Origin of the sequence: Flavobacterium sp. LPB0248, assembly GCF_013388355.1 — a bacterium.
In the GTDB taxonomy this organism is placed as follows: domain Bacteria; phylum Bacteroidota; class Bacteroidia; order Flavobacteriales; family Flavobacteriaceae; genus Flavobacterium.
Window position 1 is genome coordinate 457,256 of sequence record NZ_CP058246.1, and the last position, 22,390, is coordinate 479,645.

At 35.1% G+C, this 22,390-nt stretch carries 15 protein-coding genes; 13 read left to right on the top strand and 2 right to left on the bottom strand.

Annotated features, from left to right (window positions below; translation table 11 throughout):
• Positions 1–280 precede the first annotated feature (280 nt).
• The 3 genes from LPB248_RS01700 to LPB248_RS01710 all read left to right on the top strand — a co-directional run bounded on the left by LPB248_RS01700 (position 281) and on the right by LPB248_RS01710 (position 2,598).
• On the top strand, positions 281–1,117 hold the full coding sequence (locus LPB248_RS01700) for a sulfite exporter TauE/SafE family protein (protein WP_111376937.1): 837 nt from the start codon (positions 281–283) through the stop codon (positions 1,115–1,117).
• Positions 1,104–1,511: a DUF1634 domain-containing protein gene (locus tag LPB248_RS01705; RefSeq protein WP_177209883.1), complete on the top strand. Its 408-nt coding sequence runs from the start codon at positions 1,104–1,106 to the stop codon at positions 1,509–1,511. The genes LPB248_RS01700 and LPB248_RS01705 overlap by 14 nt, the downstream gene beginning before the upstream one ends.
• A gap of 64 nt (positions 1,512–1,575) precedes the next feature.
• Positions 1,576–2,598 carry an LLM class flavin-dependent oxidoreductase gene (locus LPB248_RS01710; RefSeq protein ID WP_177209884.1) on the top strand — a complete coding sequence of 341 codons (1,023 nt, stop codon included), beginning with the start codon at positions 1,576–1,578 and terminating at the stop codon, positions 2,596–2,598.
• 1,233 nt (positions 2,599–3,831) lie between these two features.
• On the opposite strand, the gene LPB248_RS01715 is transcribed toward LPB248_RS01710, so the two are convergent.
• Positions 3,832–6,267, bottom strand: coding sequence for a TonB-dependent receptor (locus LPB248_RS01715; protein ID WP_177209885.1), 2,436 nt, complete (start codon positions 6,265–6,267; stop codon positions 3,832–3,834).
• A 237-nt stretch (positions 6,268–6,504) separates the two neighbouring features.
• On the opposite strand from LPB248_RS01715, the gene LPB248_RS01720 reads away from it, so the two are divergent.
• The 3 genes from LPB248_RS01720 to LPB248_RS01730 all read left to right on the top strand — a co-directional run bounded on the left by LPB248_RS01720 (position 6,505) and on the right by LPB248_RS01730 (position 10,886).
• Positions 6,505–7,782 carry an acetyl-CoA C-acetyltransferase gene (locus LPB248_RS01720; protein WP_177209886.1) on the top strand — a complete coding sequence of 426 codons (1,278 nt, stop codon included), beginning with the start codon at positions 6,505–6,507 and terminating at the stop codon, positions 7,780–7,782.
• Positions 7,783–8,159: 377 nt separating this feature from the next.
• Positions 8,160–10,070, top strand: a complete 1,911-nt coding sequence (locus LPB248_RS01725; RefSeq protein WP_177209887.1) for a fumarate reductase/succinate dehydrogenase flavoprotein subunit — start codon at positions 8,160–8,162, stop codon at positions 10,068–10,070.
• Positions 10,071–10,139: 69 nt separating this feature from the next.
• Positions 10,140–10,886 (top strand): succinate dehydrogenase/fumarate reductase iron-sulfur subunit, encoded by a 747-nt coding sequence (locus LPB248_RS01730; RefSeq protein ID WP_177209888.1) that lies wholly within the window; start codon positions 10,140–10,142, stop codon positions 10,884–10,886.
• 126 nt (positions 10,887–11,012) lie between these two features.
• Here LPB248_RS01730 and LPB248_RS01735 read toward each other — a convergent pair whose 3' ends face one another.
• Positions 11,013–11,762: a 4-hydroxy-tetrahydrodipicolinate reductase gene (locus tag LPB248_RS01735; RefSeq protein ID WP_177209889.1), complete on the bottom strand. Its 750-nt coding sequence runs from the start codon at positions 11,760–11,762 to the stop codon at positions 11,013–11,015.
• 362 nt (positions 11,763–12,124) lie between these two features.
• Here LPB248_RS01735 and LPB248_RS01740 point away from each other — a divergent pair, with 362 nt between their 5' ends.
• From LPB248_RS01740 to LPB248_RS01770, 7 genes are all read left to right on the top strand, one after another.
• Positions 12,125–12,556, top strand: coding sequence for a DUF1810 domain-containing protein (locus LPB248_RS01740; protein WP_177209890.1), 432 nt, complete (start codon positions 12,125–12,127; stop codon positions 12,554–12,556).
• Between the two features lie 316 nt (positions 12,557–12,872).
• Complete coding sequence (locus LPB248_RS01745; RefSeq protein WP_177209891.1) at positions 12,873–13,472, top strand: RNA polymerase sigma-70 factor; 600 nt, start codon at positions 12,873–12,875, stop codon at positions 13,470–13,472.
• 67 nt (positions 13,473–13,539) lie between these two features.
• Positions 13,540–14,643, top strand: a complete 1,104-nt coding sequence (locus LPB248_RS01750) for a FecR family protein (RefSeq protein WP_177209892.1) — start codon at positions 13,540–13,542, stop codon at positions 14,641–14,643.
• 10 nt (positions 14,644–14,653) lie between these two features.
• Positions 14,654–18,010, top strand: coding sequence for a SusC/RagA family TonB-linked outer membrane protein (locus LPB248_RS01755; protein WP_177209893.1), 3,357 nt, complete (start codon positions 14,654–14,656; stop codon positions 18,008–18,010).
• 4 nt (positions 18,011–18,014) lie between these two features.
• The gene (locus LPB248_RS01760) at positions 18,015–19,475 is read left to right on the top strand and encodes a RagB/SusD family nutrient uptake outer membrane protein (protein WP_255462991.1); all 1,461 of its coding nucleotides are present in this window, start codon (positions 18,015–18,017) and stop codon (positions 19,473–19,475) included.
• Positions 19,462–20,925: a hypothetical protein gene (locus LPB248_RS01765; RefSeq protein WP_177209895.1), complete on the top strand. Its 1,464-nt coding sequence runs from the start codon at positions 19,462–19,464 to the stop codon at positions 20,923–20,925. The genes LPB248_RS01760 and LPB248_RS01765 overlap by 14 nt, the downstream gene beginning before the upstream one ends.
• A 104-nt stretch (positions 20,926–21,029) precedes the next feature.
• On the top strand, positions 21,030–22,172 hold the full coding sequence (locus LPB248_RS01770) for a cytochrome-c peroxidase (RefSeq protein WP_177209896.1): 1,143 nt from the start codon (positions 21,030–21,032) through the stop codon (positions 22,170–22,172).
• Positions 22,173–22,390: the final 218 nt, after the last annotated feature.

Sequence of the window (22,390 nt, forward strand, 5' to 3'; positions counted from 1 at the left end):
CAAATATACCTTTTTTTTAGTTTTCAGTCGCAGTTTTTAGTCTCAGTCACAGTCTCAGTTTGCGGTCTTTGCGGTAAGAACAGGTGTCTTTGTAAAAGTTTGAAACTTTGACAAAACTTCTCGACTCTAAAGCTAACTGAGACCGAAAACTAAAAAACTTAACACTGCGACTGCGACTGAAAACTGTATACTAAAAAATTTTTAAGGTATATTTAAGGTCATAAAGCTGTTTCTAACAAATTTGTATTCGTAAATTAGCAAATACAAAAACATATCTTAAATGACAATACTTACCTTTACGCTTATAATGATTCTAGGAGCTTTTTTAGCTGGTTTTATCGGTTCATTATCAGGCTTGGGCGGAGGAATTATCATCATTCCGCTTCTCACCATTATTCTCGGTGTCGATATTCATTATGCCATTGGAGCTGCTTTAGTCTCTGTTATCGCCACTTCTTCGGGTTCTGCTGCAGCTTATGTAAAAGAAGGAATCACCAACATGCGAATGGGAATTTTTCTCGAAATCGCCACTACAATTGGAGCCGTTTGCGGAGCCTTGCTTTCGACTATTGCCCCAACTTCTTTTATAGCCGTTTTGTTTGGTTTAACGCTGATTTTCTCTGCTATTAATTCGCTTCGAAAAAAAGAAGAACATATTGTTTTAGAATCTAGTCCGCTGGCTAAAAAGCTAAAATTGGACGGAACTTATCCTACTCACGACGGTGAAGTTGTAAAATACGGAACCAAAAATGTAATTGGCGGTTTTAGTATGATGGGTGTTGCCGGAATGATGTCTGGACTGCTCGGAATTGGTTCTGGTGCTTTTAAAGTAATTGCAATGGACAATATTATGCGTGTTCCTTTTAAAGTTTCTACCACAACCAGTAATTTTATGATGGGTGTTACGGCAATGGCAAGTTCTGTAATTTATATTCAGAAAGGATATATTGAACCTGGAATCTGTATGCCAGTTGTAATTGGAGTTTTGTTTGGAGCTATGGCTGGAGCCAAAATATTGGTACGAACAAATCCGAAGAAATTGAGAATATTTTTTGCCTGCTTGATTTTTGTTTTGGCAATCAATATGATTTATAACGGACTAAATGGAAAAATCTAATATGGTACAGGAAGAAAAATTTGGAGAAAAAGATTTTCAGACAATTATAGGAAACTTGCTTCGTTACGGAGTTTGGATTTCGTTATCGGTAGCTTTCATTGGCGGAATTGTTTATTTGATTCATAACGGAAATCAGATTGAGGATTATTCTGTTTTTAAAGAAAACGACCGAAATATTTTTGAAGTAATCGCCGCAATTTACAACGGAGCAATTCAAGGAAACGGAGAATCGTTAATATTTACAGGAATTATTTTCTTGTTTATGACACCTGTTTTACGTGTATTGCTTTCGTTATTTTCATTTTTATTGGAAAAAGATTACTTATACGTTGGCATTACATTAATTGTAATCTTGATTATCATTATCAGTATATCTTTTGGTTTCTCACATTAAAAAAATTGTAGATTGTAGATTTAAGATTGTAGAATTTGGAATTTAAATATTGAAATTTAAAAATATGGAAATAGGAATAGACAGTTTTGCTTCGGCAATGTATGGCGATAACAATACTCTGAGCAGTGTTGATGCTATGGAACAGCTACTGCAGCGAATTGAATTTGCAGATCAGGCTGGTCTAGATGTTTTCGGAATTGGAGAACATCATAAAAAAGAGTTTTTAGATTCTGCTACGGTTGTTATTTTGAGTGCAGCTGCTGCAAGAACAAAAAATATCCGACTGGCAAGTGCTGTTTCGGTTTTAAGCGCTGCAGATCCTGTTAGGGTTTATCAAAGTTTTGCGACTTTAGATTTAATTTCGAAAGGAAGAGCCGAAATTGTGGTTGGTCGCGGTTCTTCTATTGAGGCTTATCCCCTTTTTGGATTTAATCTGAATGATTATGATAAGCTTTTCAGCGAAAAACTAGACTTGCTTTTGCAGATTCGTGACAACGAGTTTGTAAACTGGGAAGGAAAATTTCGTCCTGCCATAAATAATTTACCAGTTTATCCGAGAGCAATACAAGAGAAATTGCCTATTTGGCTTGGAGTTGGCGGTACTCCCGAATCTTTTATAAGAGCTGGATCACTTGGGCTTCCGTTAATGGTTGCTGTTATTGGCGGACAAACACATCGTTTTAAACCTTTAGTTGATTTATATCGTGAAACAGGAAAAGCTGCGGGTTATAAACCAAATGAATTAAAAGTCGGTTTGCATTCGCCTGGATATGTTGGCACTACAACAGAAAAAGCAATTGAAGAATACTATCCTGGTTATGCCGAATTATGGACTAAATTAGGATTCGAAAGAGGCTGGCCACCAGTAACAAAAGGCAAATTTGATGGATTAATTGATGATCTAGGCGTTTTAATTGTCGGAGGTCCGGAAAGAGCTGCAGAGAAAATTCTTCGTCATAGTGAAGCACTTGGAGGCGTAGATCGATTTACCTTCCAAATGGATAATGCTGGATTAACGCATAAACAATTAATGAATGCGATTGAATTGATTGGCACAAAATTGATTCCTTTAATTAAGAAGGGATAAATTATTAATCTCGTAATTCCCGATAGCTATCGGGAGCTAAGACGCAAAGATTTTTTTTTAAAATTGAATAGCATCTAGCTTAAACTGAATGAAAATATAGAACAAATATTAAAGACTTTCTCGTCCTTAATTTGCGCCAATTCTTATCATTTATACAAAATAACTAATAAATTCCTATAAAAATAAAACAATGTATAAACGTTATAATAACTCGCGTTTTTAAGGCCAAAATATTACTTCCAAATTGGAAAAATCGTATAAAAACCTTATCTTTATATCCATAATTTCAATCAACAATACCTCGCGAAGTCCTGATTTTACGGATATCCGTTAAAAAAAGCGCTTTTTTTTCGTATAATTTATACGAATATCAAAGTATGTTTTGTACATTTGCAATGTTCTTATAAAAACAAGAAAACCTCAAATGTGCCTAGGAACACAAATGAGGCTTCAAGTCTGATTATTTAATGACAATCAAAAGTCAATTGATTATACTACTTAGAAAATCCATCAATGTGTGGCAAGCACTATAAACGGATTCTTTTGGTATAAATCTAATTAGCGAACTAAATAGAGTAATCCATGTATTGGAAGACAAGGAATTTGATACTACTTTGTTTTGAGTACCTAAAGCTTTTTGGTTATTAGCTTTCTTCGCTTTTTGGGCGGACTTCTTTTTTCTGTTTTTACACATATTATTAAATTTATTAAATGATCACGACATCTTACGGAGTCGCCACGGTCTTGAAAATGATTTTTGGTTTTCATAATGATAATATTTATTTGTTATACTTTGGATTAATATGAACTTTCCGATGCCTAGTATTTAGGAAATTCATACGATGCAAATGTACGCCAAAACTTTAACACCTCAAAGTCAAATTTTAGCAATTATTTTATTGTAATTTATTTTTTTTTCATTATATTAAACTAAATATTTGATTTTTAATTATTTAATAAGAAAAAAAAGATGCAAATTATTTTCAGATAATTTGCATCTTTTTTTTTCTGAATGAAATAACTTACCAAATACATACATACTTTTATGTAAAATCAATTTTATCTATCATTTAAAAACATTCTTACAAAAAGTGTTTTTTTTTATTAGTTAAGCATTTAAATTTACGCAGGTAAACTCAGTACATTACTTTAGCAACTCAAAAAAAAGCATCCAACATAATCGTCAGATGCTTTTTTGTGTGATTTGTAATTTTTCAACTAAAACAAATCGATTTAGAATTTATAAGTAACACCAACTCTAAAGTTTCTTGGCGCTTCTGTCTGCCAGTAGTAAGCACTTAACCAGCTGTAGTACGAACCGCTATAAAGATATCTGTCTAAAATATTAAACACGTTTGCAGTCACTTTAAATTTACCGGTTTCATAAGATAATCCACCGTCTAGTTTAAAGTAAGTCGGAAGTTTTACAACTCCTGGACTCCAAGTATCTGTTTGACGTCCATCAAGGAAAGTTCCACCGATCGAAGCACCAAAACCTTTTAGCTTACCATTTTGAAGCGTATAATTTAACCACGCATTTGCAGTATGTTTAGCATAGCCAGGCACAACATCTCCTACTTTAATACCATTAGCTTCGGAAACATCTGGATCAACTTTGGTTACCGTTGACTCTGTAAAAGCATAATTTGCAATAAGATTTAAACCATCAAAGATTTTTCCTCTCAAATCAAATTCAACACCACGAGCTCTTTTTTCACCCAAAACTATTTTATATTGCTCATTTGGCTGATTATTAGGATCTCCCGTTAGCTCATTTTTCTTTAAGATATTATAAACCGATAAACTGGTATTCCAAGAACCGTCAAACCAATCTTTTTTAAGTCCAAATTCAACATTGTTTCCTGTAAGCGGTTTTACATCACCACTTCTCACTACACCCGATTGAGGTGTAAAGGCTTGATCATATAATCCGTAAACTGCAAAATCATCAGTAATAGAATAACTTAGACCCGCACGAGGCGTAATATGGCTATCTTCTTGCGGTTGATCATAACTGCTCGTCTGGCTAATCCAAGTATATCTTGCCGCAAGAGTCAATCTCAATTTATTCTCTAAAAAACCAAGTTCATCCTGTACATATCCCGCAGCATATTTCGAACCATAACGTCCTACTGCTCTTTGGCTTAACGGAGTATCGTGATCAAATTGCGGTAAACCATTTGATGGCGTGCCATAATTTGGATTGTAAACGTTAAAAGGATTTGCATAAGTATCCAAATCATGAGATTGTCCCCAATCAGCCATATAATCTTTACTTCCTAAATCTACTCCACCCAATACTTTATGAGAAACATTTCCTGTACTGAATTTTCCATTTACAAAAATCTGCCCTAAATACATATTGCTTTCTGCATCCCAAATACCAACATTTCTAATGATATCTCCTTTATCAAGGAAAACATCTGAAATTTTGTCTCCATCCGTATCTATTTCAGCTGGCCCAACTAAACTTGGCCAAGAGCTATACCCTTGCTGAATGTATTTAAAATAAGACGTTTGAGCTGTAAGCTTCCAATTTTCGTCAAACTTATGTTCGAACTGAAGATAACCGCTATGATCTTGAATGTTTGTATCAGGCAGTCCAGGCTGTGTCATCGTAAAATTACGAGGCAAAGTTGCATATCCATCAGATTTAGGTCCAAAAACATAGTAAGAACCTACTTCAGTCATATTTGCGTATTGAAAATTATACTCGGCAGTAATTTTCGTTTTATCATCAATTTGATATGAAATCACAGGAGCAATTACATAACGATTATTGTGTTCAAATGGACGATGCGATCCTTTTTGCTGCGCTGCTCCGTTGAATCTATATAATAATTTTCCTTTTTTATCCAATTTTCCGTCAAAGTCAACGCTAACTCTATAAAAATCATAGCTTCCGCCAAGCACACTCACCTCACCTTTTGTTACACCTGTAGGCTTTTTAGTCACCACATTATATAATCCGCTTGGATCACCGCTTGAAAGCATAAAACCCGCTGGACCTTTTACAAACTCGATATGATCAACAAAACTCATATCTTCAGTTAATGGTCCCCAGAAAGAAGAAACCACATTAAATCCGTTTCTAAAAGCCTGGATTTGAGAACCTCTCATGGTAATATTGGTGTACAAATCTCCCCAATGTTCTAAACGTACAGCACCACTTACGTTACGGATTACACCATCGCTCATACTTGTAATCTGTTGGTCTTTTAAAGTCTGTCCACTTACAATTTGTATGTTTTGAGGAATTTCTAAAACTGGCGTTTGAAGACGTAATGATAATGAAGGCTTATCTTGCTTGTATTTATTCTTTTTAATCACCACTTCTTCAAGATCTTGCTGGCTTTCTGAAAGAGAAAAATTCTTAGTTGTTACTTGTTTTGAATTAACTACGATTTTATCCTCAATAGGCTGAATTCCTACTCCATTTAATACAATAGTGTATGTTCCTGGTTTTACATTTTTAATTTCATAATGTCCTGAAACAGTTGTAATATCTGAATATTTTGTTCCTTTTAAAGCCATAGCAATATTTTCTGCGGGTTTATTTCCGCTCAAAGAAACTTTCCCGTTTACAGTTCCAAGCTGTTGAGCCATCATATTTAATGAGCTCAAAAACAGCACAAAAAGATAAACTTTGGCATTCATAATTATTTTCATTTGGTTTTGATTTTAAATTGAGCGACAAAAGTATATGCTAATCTTAACATTTCCAAATTATTTTAATTCATTCTAAATAAATATAAATTATTATGCTAAATCCGTTAAAATAAAATTTGAACCATTCATTTCTCTCCTATTTCCTGATAATCTTAATCTGCATTAAGCAGGAAACCAAAATCTATTTCTATCTTTATATTTCGAAATTTCAAAACCAAAAACAAATAACTTCCTGATATGAAATCAAATACAATAAGAAAAGTTGCCATTGTAGGCTATAACAGAATTCCTTTTGCAAGAGCTAATACAGCTTATTCTAATGTGGGAAATAAAGATATGATGACCGCTGCACTCAATGGTCTTATTGATAAATACAATCTAAAAGGAAAATTATTAGGCGAAGTTGCTGGAGGTGCTGTAATTAAACATACTTACGACAATAATTTGATTCGAGAATGTGTCATGCAAACCAGTCTAGACCCCGCAACACCTGCATGCGATCTGCAGCAGGCTTGCGATACCGGAATTGAAAGTGCTATTTATATTGCCAACAAAATTGCGCTCGGACAAATTGATTCTGGAATTGCTGGAGGTGTAGATTCGATAAGTGATATGCCAATTGCGGTAAGCGAAAAACTTAGAAAAGTATTGTTAGAAGCCAGGCAAGCAAAGTCTTTGGGTGAGAAAATCAAAACGTTTCTAAAACTTCGTCCAAAAGATCTTAGTCCATTGGTTCCTAAAAATGAGGAATCGCAAACTGGACTCTCTATGGGCGGACATACCGAGATTACAGCAAAATATTATAAAATTTCGCGTGAAGACCAAGATGAGTTTGCTTTAAGAAGTCATTTGAATATGGCCAAAGCCTATGATGAAGGCTTTTTTGATGATATGATTACGCCTTTCAACGGATTGGATACAGACAATAATCTTAGAAGAGACAGTACAATTGAAAAACTAGCGAAATTAAAACCAGCGTTTGATAAAGTAAATGGTACTTTAACCGCAGGAAATTCAACACCTTTAACAGACGGAGCTTCTTGTATTCTTCTGGCTAGCGAAGAATGGGCAAAAGAACAAGGACTTCCTATTTTGGCGTATATTACTTTCGCGGAAATTGCTGCTATTGAATATGTCAAAAATCAGCAGAATCTTCTATTAGCACCTTTATTCGCAGCTTCAAGAATGCTGGAAAAAGCAGAATTAAACTTGCAAGATTTTGATTATTACGAAATTCACGAAGCTTTTGCAGCTCAGACTTTAGCAACTTTAAAAATCTGGGAAAGCCCAGAACTAAGCACCGAAATAGGTTTAAAGAAAACGTTAGGGGCTATTGACCGAAACAAACTAAATGTAAAAGGAAGCAGTTTAGCAGCCGCACACCCATTTGCCGCAACTGGCGGAAGAATTATTGGCGTAATGGCCAAATTATTGAACGAAAAAGGTTCAGGAAGAGGCTTAATTTCGATCTGTGCCGCAGGCGGTCAAGGAGTTACCATGATAATCGAGAAATAATTTTTAAAAATATTTCAATTCAATTTTATAAATCTGCTGAATCTGCTAAATCTGCGGGAGTAATTTTGCTCGCAGATTCAGCAGATTCAACAGATTTTTTTTTATTTAAAATCTTCCTAAAAGATTTAAATATATAACTGCTAAAATTTTTTTGTTTCACGCAGATTTAGCAGATTATTGCGGATTTTTTTATTAGAATCTGCAATAATCTGCTTAAATCTTTTTTAATCTGCGTGAAAAATTTAAACATGTTACTGTAATTAAAATCCATTTTTTATTTAAACATATTCATACAAAAACAGCTAAATATCAATATTTTATACTAAATTTAGTTTTCTATTAAAGCTTTTGTATCAATTCATTTTAAACCACTAAAAATGATGGAATCAAAAATACCCGAAGGTCCTCTTGCTGATAAATGGAGTCTTTACAAGTCTAAAGCCAAATTGGTCAATCCCGCAAACCGAAAAAAACTAAATATTATAGTCGTTGGAACAGGTCTTGCAGGCGCTTCCTGCGCGGCTTCGCTTGCTGAACAAGGTTATAATATAAAATCCTTCTGCTTTCAGGATTCTCCACGACGCGCGCATTCTGTTGCCGCTCAAGGCGGAGTAAATGCTGCCAAAAACTACAAAAACGATGGTGATAGTACCTACAGAATGTTTTACGATACCATAAAAGGTGGCGATTTCAGATCTCGTGAAGCCAATGTTTATCGTTTAGCCGAATGTTCTGCACATCTTATAGACCACGCAGTTGCACAAGGTGTACCTTTTGCAAGGGAATATGCGGGTTATTTAAACAACCGATCTTTTGGAGGTGTTCAGGTTTCTCGAACTTTTTATGCTAGAGGCCAAACCGGACAACAGCTTTTATTGGGCGCTTATCAAGCCTTGGAGCGTCAGGCATCTTTAGGAAAAGTGACTTTGTATACCCGTCACGAAATGCTTGAACTCGTTGTTATTGATGGCAAAGCCAAAGGCATAATTGCACGAAATCTCGAAACTGGAATTTTAGAGCGTCATGCCGCCGATGCCGTAGTTTTGGCTTCTGGCGGTTACGGAAAAGTATATTATCTGTCTACTTTGGCCATGGGCTGTAACAGCTCTGCCATTTGGCGTGCGCATAAAAAAGGTGCTTATATGGCAGGCGTGAGCTGGATTCAGTTTCACCCTACTTCTCTTCCTCAACATGGTGAAAACCAGTCAAAACTGACTTTAATGTCGGAATCGCTTCGAAATGACGGACGTATCTGGGTTCCTAAAAAAGCCGCAGATGAACGAACTGCAAACGCCATTCCCGAAGAAGAACGCGATTATTACTTAGAACGCCGTTATCCTTCCTTTGGAAATTTAGCGCCAAGAGATATTTCGTCAAGAGCGGCAAAAGAAAGAATTGATGCGGGTCATGGTGTTGGACCTATGAAAAATGCTATTTATCTCGATTTCTCGGATGCCATTAAAGCACAGGGAAAAGATAAAATCGAAGCCAAATACAGCAATCTTTTTGCGATGTACGAAAAGATTACAGGAATAAACGCTTATAAAGAACCAATGCTGATTTCGCCCTCGGCGCATTTCACTATGGGCGGGCTTTGGGTCGATTATGAACTTATGACTACAATTCCAGGTTTATTTGCTTTAGGTGAAGCCAATTTTGCCGATCATGGCGCCAATCGTCTAGGTGCCAATTCACTGCTTCAAGCTTGTGTCGACGGTTATTTTATTGCGCCATATACCATTCCGAATTATTTGGCTGGCGAATTGAATTTACCGAAATCTGATATTTCGCATCCTGCATTTGAAGAAGCTGAGAAAGCCGTGAGAAGGCAGCTGGATCGCTTTTTACATACGAACGGAACACTTTCAGCAGATTATTTCCATAAAAAAATCGGACGTCTTCTATACGAAAAATGTGGTCTTTCACGAAGCAGACAAAAATTGGAAGAAGCTTTAATCGAAATTCGTGAACTGAAAGCTTCATTTGAAAAAGATCTCAGAATCACTGGGGATAATACTTTAAACAGCGAACTAGAAAAAGCAGGCCGAATTGCCGATTATATCGAATTAGCCGAATTAATGTGCTACGATGCCTTACAGCGTGAAGAATCCTGCGGTGCACACTTTAGAGAAGAATATCAAACTGCTGATGGCGAGGCTGTTCGCAACGACAATGAATTCTGCTATGTTTCTGCCTGGGAATGGAAAGGTTTAAATAACGAACCAGAACTTCATAAAGAACCTTTAACCTTTGAATCGGTGGAACTTGCAGTGAGAAGCTATAAATAATGGTGAATTGTTAATTGTAAATTATTAATTAACAACTCAAAATTCATAACTCATAACTCATAATTATCTATGAAACTTTATCTAAAAATATGGCGCCAGTTTAATTCTTCAACAAAAGGAGAGATGACAGATTATGAAATTGATGGAGTATCTGAACATATGTCGTTTCTAGAAATGCTGGATCTTTTAAACGAATCTCTAATTCAAAATGGGGAACGTGTAATCGAATTTGATCATGACTGCCGTGAAGGAATCTGTGGGCAATGCGGCGTAATGATAAACGGACGCGCTCATGGTCCTTTAAAAAATACTACAACCTGTCAGCTTCATATGAGAAGTTTTAAGGATGGGGATACTATTTATATTGAGCCTTTTCGCGCTAAAGCTTTTCCTGTTCTCCGCGATTTAAAAATTGACCGAAAAGCATTTGATTCTATCATTGCTTCGGGAGGTTTTATTGGCGCGGCAACGGGTCAAGCGCCAGAAGCAAACAGTATTCCGATTTCGTATGAAACTGCAGAAGCCGCTTTTGATGCTGCCGCCTGTATTGGATGCGGAGCTTGTGTCGCTTCCTGTAAAAATGCCAGCGCCGCTTTGTTTGTTGGTGCCAAAATAACGCATTTAGCACTTTTGCCACAAGGAAAATTAGAAGCCCAAACACGTGTTGTTTCGATGGTAAAACAAATGGATGAAGAAGGTTTTGGAGCTTGTTCTGATACAAGAGCCTGCGAAATAGAATGTCCACAGGGAATTTCGGTGCTTTCTATTGCTAAAATGAATTTAGAATATATGAAGGCTTTGACTTTTAGGAAATAAGTTTTTGCCGCTAAGACGCAAAGGTGGAAAGTTTTAAACCTAAAAAACTTAAAAAAAGAAAAACTTTGCGACTCTGCAAGATTAAAAAAACCTAGTGTCTTTGTGTCTTAGCGGCAAAAAACAAACTTAAACCGTAAAATAAGGCGTTAGAATATCTTCAAAATTGTATAACCCTTTTTCTTTCTCTTTTAGATTTTCGGCCACAAAAATAACTCCGTTTCCGAATGCTTCTCTCGAAATCGATTCGTGAATTAAACGCACGGTTTGAAATGGAAAACCAAAAATAACTTCATGTTTTCCAACGATTCCTCCTGCTCTAACCGAATTGATATTTTCTTTATCCACATCCAGTGCTTCGGCAATTTTTACTGCTGTTCCAGATGTTCCCTGTTTGGTTTTAAAGTGCTCTTCGTTTACTTCGATATCCACCCAAGGTGCAATTTTCTTTAAAAATTTAGCAGCAAATAATAAATAGTTTACTCCTAAAGTAATATTAGGCGACCAGAATACTGTAGTTTTCTTAGCTAGTTTCTTTAAAAAATCTAGTTCTTTATCTTTATAATGAGAGATTGCCGATATGATTTTTATATTCTTTTTGGCTGCCGCTTCACCGTACGTGTAAATTCCCTGATGCGATGAAAAATCGATAATAACGTCGACAGGATGTTTATCTAATAATTCCTCGATAGAAGTTTTAGAACTAGAATAGATTAAGCCGGGTTCTTCTGACTGCACTCCAAAGAATTCTGGTACCGATCTGTGTTCCAAAACTGTACTTTGTCTTAAAACCCATTCTAAGCAGAATTTTTTATTTTCTAATAATATTGAAGCTACTGATTTTCCAGTTTTTCCGAATCCGATTAATCCTATTTTCATAAGCATGTTATTTTTTGTGGGCGAGACTGCCCGGTTGAAAAATATTGATATTATAAAGAAGTAAATATCAATTCTAATTTTAAAGAATACAGCAGTTTTAGAAACCGCTTGTTTATAAAAATAGGAAAATCATAACAGAATTACCAACTAAAACTTCATTTTATAACAATAAAATCATTTATTAATACGATTTTATCTGTTAATGCAAAATAAATCTATCCAATTTTACACCGAATCGCTTTTCTAAATTATTCTGTTGAAAATGTTAAAAAATGGCATTAAAAAAAGAATCTGACCTTATACAAGTAAACATATTTTGACTAGATTTATGGCCTGATACCCCAAATAAATATCAGTAAGTAATGGCCTACAACAATAATGGACTGCTTCGTTTTTTAGATGCTCAGAATAAATTGTATCTGACAGCTCTGGACGAAATTAAAAATGGTAAGAAAGAATCTCCTTGGATGTGGTTTATATTTCCGCAGATAAAAGGAATGGGTTCTAATGATACTTCCAAATTTTACGAAATCAAAAATGCCGATGAAGCAATTGCTTTTCTAGAGCATCCAATTCTAGGAAAACATCTTATAGAAATCACTTCTGAACTGATCAAAAAGGAAGAAAATGTTTCTGATATTTTTGAAAGCATTGATGTAGAAAATCTTCAATCCTGTATGACATTGTTCGCCAGCGTTCAAAATACAGAACCAATTTTTCAAGAAGTGCTTCACAAACACTTTGATGGTTCATCCGATTTTCATACACTGCAATTATTGTATAGCAATCTTTGATATTTTAACTGCTTATTTAACCGCAAAGAGCGCAAAGATTGATTCTATACAAAGCTTTATTGAAACGCAAAGTTCGCAAAGCTTTGGTAAAATACTTTGCAAACTTTGCGTAAACCTTTGCGTTCTTTGCGGTTAACTTAGCAGCCAATTAGCGGTTAAATAAACCTATTCTGAATAAAATTTCTTCAAACACTCAATAATTTTATTTTATTTAGAATTAATATAAATAAACTTTTATATTTGCCGCTTTCTGAGCAAATTTGAGTTGTTTTTAATATTTACTTCATATTGCTTTTTTTCAAATAAATTCCGTTTAATGAATAATAATGCCAGTTTCGAATTAGATCTTTTCCATTCTTTTAAGGAAGGCGACGAAACTGCATTTAAGTTTTTTTACGATAAATATTTTAGAAGAATTCAATCTTTCAGCGTTCAGTTCATTTACGATCAGGACGAAGCCGAAAATCTGGCTCAGGAAGCCTTACTACACTTATGGCAAAATAGAGAAAATGTGGAATCTGTTAACGGAATTCAGGCTTTCTTGTTTACCTATGCCAAATCAAAATGTTTGAATTTAATTCGCCACAATAAAGTGAAAGATAAATTCAAAAATGACCTCTTAAACCACAAAGAGCGAGAATTGGATATTGAGGTTTTAAACTCCATTCAGTTCGACACTTTAGAATTAACCGAGTTAGAACGTATTATTCAGGAATCTATTAGCGATCTGCCACCAAAAACGCGAGAAGTTTTTATAAAAAAACGTTTCGAGAATAAAAAAAATGCAGAAATCGCCGAAGAAATGGGAGTTTCTTTAAAAGCTGTCGAAGCCCATATGACAAAGGCTTTGAAGATTTTAAAAACCCGCTTATCTGATTATTTGTTCTTAATTTTTATCCTTATTTATAATAATTAAGAATAAAAGGTAGGGTATTTTAATTCTGAGGTGTACTTATAATGGCGAGAAGTTTTAAAACGCAAATATGACATCGGAAATAATATATAAATACCTTTCTAATGAAGCTTCAGAACAAGAAGTTCAGGCACTTTTTGATTGGATTGAGGCATCAGAAGAAAACAAAAAACAATTTATAAAAACGAAAAAGATTTGGGCATTCACCACTCTTTCTTCCGATTTATCTATTGAAACGGTTCCAGTAATCCAGATGAAACCAAAAAATAGCATTAGACAGTATTTACAATATGCTGCGATATTTTTAGTGTTCTTGGCGTTAGGAACAACTTTTTACTTATTTAACAGCAAATCTGAAACTCCAAAAGAAATTGTTCTGGAATTGGGCGACGGCCGTCTGGAATATATATCTGGAAAAAAAGAAACTGCATTGTTGAATGACAAAGGCGATTTGATTGCCAAAAAATTTCCGACTGAAATTATTTATTTTGGCAAAGTTCAGGATCATAAAGTGATTTACAATACACTCTCGGTTCCATACGGAAAACGCTTTAAACTTAAACTTTCAGATGGTACTATTGTGAGTTTAAATGCCGGCAGTTCTTTACGTTATCCGGAACAATTTGGCTTAAACGGAAACAGAAATGTATACTTGACAGGTGAAGCATTTTTTGAAGTAGCCAAAGATAAAGAGCATCCGTTTGTTGTAAACGCCAATCAGGTTGATATTAAGGTTCTTGGGACAAAGTTTAATGTGAGCGCTTATCCCGAAAATCCAACTGTTAACAGCACTTTACTAGAAGGAAGCATCCAGATGTCTGAAACCGCAGATCCTTCAAATGTTATTTTGCTCGAGCCAAATCAAATGGCAACTTGGCAAAATAATACTAAAAAAATTACCCTCAAAAATGTTGATGTTTCCCTTTACTCAGCCTGGACAAAAGGAGAACTGGCATTTAAAGACACCCCATTTTCTACAATCGCTAAAATTATTCAGCGTACCTACGACGTTGAAATTATCAATGAAAATTCTGATTTGGCCAGACAGAATTTTACTGGTACAATAAATATTAGCGAATCTAGTGTCGAGAACATTTTAGATCTCCTAAAACGTGACACGCCTTTTAATTATTCCATTAAACAAAAAACGATTACCATCACCAATCCGCGATAAATAAATAAACATGACATTTACGATACAGCCCGCTTTAAGAAAAATTCTGTTTTTCTTAGCCCTCCTCATATCTGGATTTAAAGGATTTTCTCAGAATAAACTCATAACATTACATGCAAAAAATAAACCTATAAGCCTAATTATCAAATCTATTGAAGAGCAAACCGATTTTAGGATCATTTATAATGCTAGAAAAATCGATGCCGATCAGCTTGGTGATTTAGATGTAAATAATGTCAGTTTAGAAACGGCTTTAACGCAGTTATTAAAAGACAAAAACATTTCGTTTTACATTCAGAAAAAACAAGTTCTTTTAACGAGTTCAATTTCTGACGCTCCAAATAATACTGTTCAGGAAACGCAGCGAATGATTAGCGGAACGGTTTACAATGCAAAAGACAGACAGCCTCTTCCAGGCGCTTCTATTCGAATAAAAGGAACTGGAATGGGTGCTATAACCGATTTTAACGGAAAGTTTGTTTATCAGCTAAAAGGAAGCAATATCGAAAATCTGGTTCTTGAAGCAGGATTTTTAGGAATGGAAACGCAATCGCAAAAAGCAGAAGACAAAAAAACGTTTGTTTTTTATCTTCAGGAAACTACCGATGAATTGAATCCTGTTGTGGTAACTTCTTCTTATGGCACTACTAAATTGAAGGAGGAAATTGTTGGAAGTATTTCGACTTTAAATGCTAAAGATATTGCGGTTGAACAGGCTTCTGAAAGTTTTGACAAAATGATTACAGGTCAGATTGCTGGAGTTTTGGTTGAAAATACTTCTGGCGTTGGCGGTCCGGTTAAAATCAATATTCGCGGACAAGGTACTTTGTCTTCTTTAAGCGGTGCTATTACAGGAACTTCGTCTCAGCCTCTTATTATTGTAGATGGTGTGGTTATGAGCGAAGAATATGCAATTGACAGTGCCAACTTTAATGGAAACGGCGATTATGCCGAAAATTTGGCGAATCCGTTAATGAAAATTGCTCCAGAGAATATTGAAACTATTTCTGTTTTAAAAGATGCTGCAGCGGTTGGTATTTATGGTGCTGACGGAGCTAATGGTGTAATTTTGATTACAACCAAAAAGGGTAAAAAAGGAAAAACACAATTTGGCTTCTCAAATCAGCTTGGAGTTTCTTCTGCCATAAATCAGATTAAATATTTAAACGGAGAACAATATACAGAACTGCGAAATGAGTTCATGAAAAATACTACTCCAGGTTATGTTCCTGTTTCGTATAACGGTATCAATACCGATTGGTTTAATATATTAAATCGTGCAGGAATATATAATAAGTATAATTTTAATGTTTCGGGTTCTACTTCTAAATTTTCGTATAGAACTAATGTAAGTTACACTAAAATAGATGAACCGCAGATTGGTAACGAAACCAAACAGTTAAACGCGGGAATCAATTTGGGTTACAACTCTGGAAAATGGGACATTAACTTGATGCTGAATCCTAGTTATGTGCAAAAAGATGCTCCAAATATCTTTTATAGTTTTGCCTATCTTCCAACGCTTGCTTTGTATAATTCTGATGGTTCTTATGCCAATTTGGGTGTAAGCGGTTCTGCAAGAGGGAATCCTTTGGCGGCAATTGAGCAAAATAAAAACGAAGCACAAACTTTTGGTCTTTTAGGAAGTTTGAATTTATCTTATAAACTCAATAAAAACATTAAATTTTCTACTCTTTTCGGTATGGATTATACCGATAAAGAACAGGATCGCTACTTTTCTGCAGCAAATGAAAGCGGTCAATATAACGGAACTTTTATGTTGGAGGGAATTAGTCGTCCAGCTTGGGGACGCCGCGTTATCAATCAGAGAAATTCTACCAAATGGAACTGGCAAGGACAAGCTTTATTCAATAAACAATGGAACGAAACTCATGAAATTGATGGTGTAGTTGGTTTTGAACTTGCTGAGGATAAAACTGATTTTAATTATAAAGCTGGAATTGGATTTTTAAACCCAGAATACATTCATAAAGTTTCTGAAGCGATAAGAGACGACAATCCAGATACGCCAAAAGATGAATCTATAGATGGACAGAGTTATAGAAACGAAATTAGCTATAACTCGAGAGTTTCTTTGTTCTCGCAAGTAAACTACAATTACAAAAAACGTTATTTCTTGTTGGCCAATTACCGTCGCGATCAGAGTTCTGTTTTTGGAGATGATACCGACGTAGCTCATAACGGTGGTTTGGGCGTTGGATGGATTATTACCAATGAAAATTTCCTGAACTCAAATTCTTGGATTGATTTCCTGAAATTAAAAGCCAGTTATGGTACAACAGGAAATTCTAAGATTGGTTCTTATAGATCTAAAGGATTATATAATATTAGCCAAAACGGATACAATGGCGGTATAGAAGCAACGCCTGGAGCGGCTCCAAACGGCAGATTAAGCTGGGAAAAAAACACAAAATTCAACGCTGGATTTGATTTTAATGTTTTCAAAAGAATCGAATTGACTTTAGAATACTACTATGATAATAAAAGCAATTTAATTACGGCCAGAGACATTCCTACCGAAACTGGTTATAGCTCGATACAATTAAATGCGGCCAGCATGTACAACAAAGGTTTTGAACTTACTACAAGAATTAAATGGATAAAAAGCAACGCCTTTAAATGGACAACAGCGTTCAATATTTCTACAGTAGACAGCAAAGTAACCGATTTAAAAGGTTTAGGAAGCGACTATTCGGTGGCAAATTTAGCATTGGCACAAAAAATTGGCTACAGCACTACGACATTGTGGGGAGTTAAATGGGTTGGCGTAGATCCTGCTACTGGAAGAGATCTTGTTGAGAAAAATGGTCAAGTTTACGATGCTAAAACGTATGGCGAATTATACACAATTGCAGATTGGGAACCTATTGGAGACAAACAGGCAGATGCTTATGGAGGTTTCTATAATAATTTTACGTTTTACAATAATCTTACTTTATCGATTAGAGGCGATTATCAAATTGGCGGAGACTTTTTAGCATCAAGTGTTCTTATTGATCAATATAACGTAACAACAAACAGAAACCTTTCTGTAAATGCTTATGACTATTGGAGAAACCCAGGTGATAATGTTACACAATCTGCCGTTACGCTTTCGCCAATTATAACCAACTTAAGCAAATACGTTTACGATGCCACTTACATCAGAATCAGCAATATTAATCTAAGCTATAACGTACCGTTAAAAAATACTTTTCTGGATGCACTTTCTGTTTTTGCCGATGCTACAAACGTGGCCTATTGGTACAAAGAAAAAAGTCCAAAAGGAATGAACGGCGTACGAGAATACAGTTATACGTATCCGCAGGCAAGAACAATTTCGCTAGGAATTAATGCTAAATTTTAAGAAAATGAAATATTCAAAATACCTATACCTATTCTTTCTACTATTTTCATTGCAAAGCTGCAGTGACTTTTTAGAGCAAGAACCAGGAACACAAACCTCTATAGACGAGCTTTTGCAGAATAAAACAGGCGTTTTACAAGCGCTTAGAGGTCTTTATTCTTCACTAGAAGCCAATGTTCGACCAGAACGTTTTGCTGTTTATGCAGATTTACAAGGCGGTAATATCAAATTTACTCCAATTGCAACAGGAAGTCTTAGAGGGCAGATTTCGACACCATCTAATGTTGAACAAGTATATTCTTTTGATGATCAAGCGCTGACAAGTAATTTTAAAATATTTTACGATGAAAGTTATGATATTATAAATCAGGCGAATCTAATTTTAGAGTATACTCCTTCCCTAACCGACGCTACCGTTGCAGAGAAAAATCAGATCAAAGCAGAAGCGTTGGCTATAAGAGCTTATACGCATTTTCTTTTATCGCTGGTTTACAGTCAAGATTATAAATATACTGCAGATGCATCACATTTAGGAATCGTTTACAGTACAGTATCTATAAAAGCCGGAATACAATATCCTGCACGTAAAACCGCTGCAGAAACGTATGCTTTACTTATTAATGATCTCCAGACTGCTCTTGCTAATTATTCGGATAGTTCTTTGCTTTCTGGCGCTGCTTACTCTTTTTTCAATCAAAAAAACACAAAAGCTTTATTAGCGAGAGTTTATCTTCAAAAAGGAGATTGGGCAAATGCTTACGAAACAGCAAATGATGTTATTACCAATTCTGGAACCGCTTTGACCAGTAAAGAAAACCTATTAACAGAATGGGCAAAACCAGATCTTCCAATTTCAGAAGTTCTACTTGAATTTGCTATTCCTACAGACAGTGAAAACAATGTTTCGGGATCAATGTCAAAAGTTTTTGGCTATAATACAGATTTGAGTTTTGAAAAATATACCGCTTCAAATGATTTGATTAATTTATATGAAAACAATGATTTAAGAAAGCAGCTTTTCTTGGTAAAACCTCTTTTCACATTGGTTGATGGCGTTCAGACTTACGTAAATTACAGTTTTACCAAAAAGTTTCAAGACAATGCGGGTTATGTCGCTTTTAGACTTAGCGAAATGTATTTGATTCGTGCCGAAGCTGCTTTACAAACCAACAGGGCCGATATTGCAATGGCAGACATTAACACGATTCGCGCCCGCGCCAATGCTTCATTATTGACCAGTACAGCAAATCTAAAAGAAGATATCTTTTTAGAAAGAAGAAAAGAATTGTGTTTTGAAGGCTTTTTGTTCTTTGATATTGCCAGAAACCATAAAGATGTTTCAAGAACCGATGGCTGTCTTGCAAATGTGTGCAGTTTGACTTATCCGTCTTTAAAATATGTCCTGCCAATTCCAACATTCAACACTAATCTTAACCCAAACTTGCAGCAAAATGACTCGTATTAAGATATTTAGCCTACTATTTACTGCCCTATTATATATTTCCTGTTCCAAAGACGATTATAAATTAGGTTCTGAAATTGATCCGTATTTACGATTTAATTTCTTGGTAAAAGCAGATAATTCTCCGTTGGAATATCCTGCTATAAACGGAAATTTAGTTCCTCAATCCACTTATGAAAACAAATCCGTAAAAACATTAAAAGTTCCAGTAACTCTTACCACTCGTTCCTTAAAAGAAGCCGTTACAGCCAATTTTAGTGCCGAAACATCAGGCGTTGCAAATAGTTTTAGCGTAAATCCGGTAAATCAGCTTTCATTTCAAGGAAACAAACTAACCGATACTATTTATGTTTCTTTTGATAAAAGATGGACTGCAAATCAAAGTATTAATCTAAAGCTTGAAACCGTTTCTAATCCTGATATTCATATCGGGAATTTAAATTCGACCTATCCAAACAATACTTTCAAAATAGATTTAGGAACGATTGCCACCAATTATACTTTTCCGGTAACACAATATAATGTGAAAGGCGAAGTAGGCGAAACAATCGATTTTAAAGTAAATTTTCCAAATGGTTTCTTTCCTGAGGAAATTGAAAACGCTAACTTTTTCAAGTTTCAAAATGGTTTTGAATATTCTTTAACGCATGATGATTTTGGCGATAACAGAAGTTCTGTAACGTATCATTTAACTCTTTTAGAAGATCTTCAAAATGATGATGCCCGTTACGAATCGAAGATTACTTTAATAAATATTCCTAATTACACTGCTACAGGAAACACCAATCTAACCATCGTAAAACCAATAAAATCTCCGAGAGATATTCAGGCCAATCCAGCATCTAAATTTACAGATCCAACAAATGCCTTTTATCTGACTTACGGTGAACATTGGTTTAATAATAATGGAAACTGTACATGGCAGACTTTTAATGCTTTAACTTATCCAGTTGTTGTTACCAAAGACGATCCAAACGCCATTTTATATAGCGATAAAGGCACAACAAACCCTAACGATGACATTTACCACGACGCCTTCAAAATTGGATTTAATGTTTCTAGCGGAACTAATACAGTCAACTCTTTTGGCTTAAAAAGATGGTTTTCTAACGAAAGTAACTCTGCCGCAATTTCGCCTGGGTTTAATATCACTTCGGCTTTGGAGTTTTTCCCAGCAAACGGAAACAACAAAACAGAAGGAACCGTTCTCGTGATTCCGCAAGATATTACGATCGGATCAAGTGCTACAAATACGCATGTTATTGCCATTTCTGGAGAAGGAACCTATAAAGAAATCAGCGCAGGTTTATATGAAATTTCATTTGAATTAAAACTAACCAACGATAAACTGTTTGGAGGAACGATTTCGACACAATACAGAATGTACAACAACAAAACATATCCAAAACCAACAGCATTGAGTATTTCATGTCCTAAAGAAGTTACTCTTTAATATGAAAATGGTTTCAGGTTTCAGGTTTCAAGTTTCACGTTCTGTTGCAACGTGAAACTTGAAACCTGAAACAAAAAAGAACAAAAAACAAAAAACAAAAAGAATTGAAAAAACTAATCTTCCCACTCCTATTCTTACTTGGATTATCGGCTTATAAAACAGCCGAAGGTCCCGATTATATTGACATTCAGGAATTACGGGAACTGTATTCCAGCGGAGATTCGTCAAAATGGCCTGCTGCGGAATTACACGAAAATGTCGATAAAGCCAAATTTCAGGATATTGGCGTTTTGCCTGCGGTTCCTTATCCAGCTTATAATCCGTATTCTAAAGAAAAGGAAAGTTTAGGGAAAATATTGTTTTTTGATGCGAGGTTGTCTAAAAGCGGACAAATTGCGTGTGCTTCCTGCCATAATCCTGAATTGGGTTGGACAGATAATTTAACGCGTTCTTTTGGCCATGATCGCCAAACTGGAAAACGCAATTCGATGACAATTTTAAACGCAGCTTATGCCACTTCTTTGTTTTGGGACGGACGTGCGTCAAGTCTCGAAGATCAAGCACAATTTCCTGTTCAGGATCCTTTAGAAATGAATGAAAAACTGACTATTGCTGTAGATAAAATTGCAAAGATAAAAGGCTATAATTCTTTATTTACTGCCGCTTTTGGCGATAAAAAAGTGACTTTAGAAAGAATTCAGTATGCCATTGCCACTTTCGAAAGATCGATCAATAGTCCGAAAAGTAAATTTGATCAGTTTGTAAGCGGAAAATCAGACGCATTTACCGATCAGCAAGTAAAGGGAATGCATTTGTTTAGAACCAAAGCACAATGCATCAATTGCCATAATACGCCATATTTCAGCGACAATCAGTTTCATAATGACGGACAAACTTTATTCGGAACAAAAAATGAAGATTTCGGACGCTATAATGTTACTAAAAATGTAAAAGATATAGGCAAATTTAGAACGCCAACGCTTCGTGAAGTCGTAAACACAAAACCGTGGATGCATCACGGACATTTTCCAACTTTATTGGATGTTGTCGAATTATACAATTTAGGAAATCCGTCTCCTGTTCAAAAGAAATACTTAGGAACTGCAAGAGATTCACTTATTCCAAAAGCAGATCCAATGCTTAGAAAGTTAGATTTGAGCAAAGAAGAAATCAGCGATTTACTCGCATTTATAGAAACTCTAAGCACTCCAACAAGAAGAATTATAATTCCAGAAATGCCAAAATAAGTTAGTTGATAGATTTGCATTTGCCCCAAAATTTGCAAATTTCCTAAGCCCATTTCTTTACGAAATGGGCTTTTTTTTATTCAAAAAATTTTAGAAATCGCCTTTATAAAAATTTTAACATTATTTTAAATATCACATTTTAAATTTCGTACATTTACTATGTATTCAACTAGAATACAAGTTCTTAAAAAAGTTATCACTGTTTTTTTTATATAAAT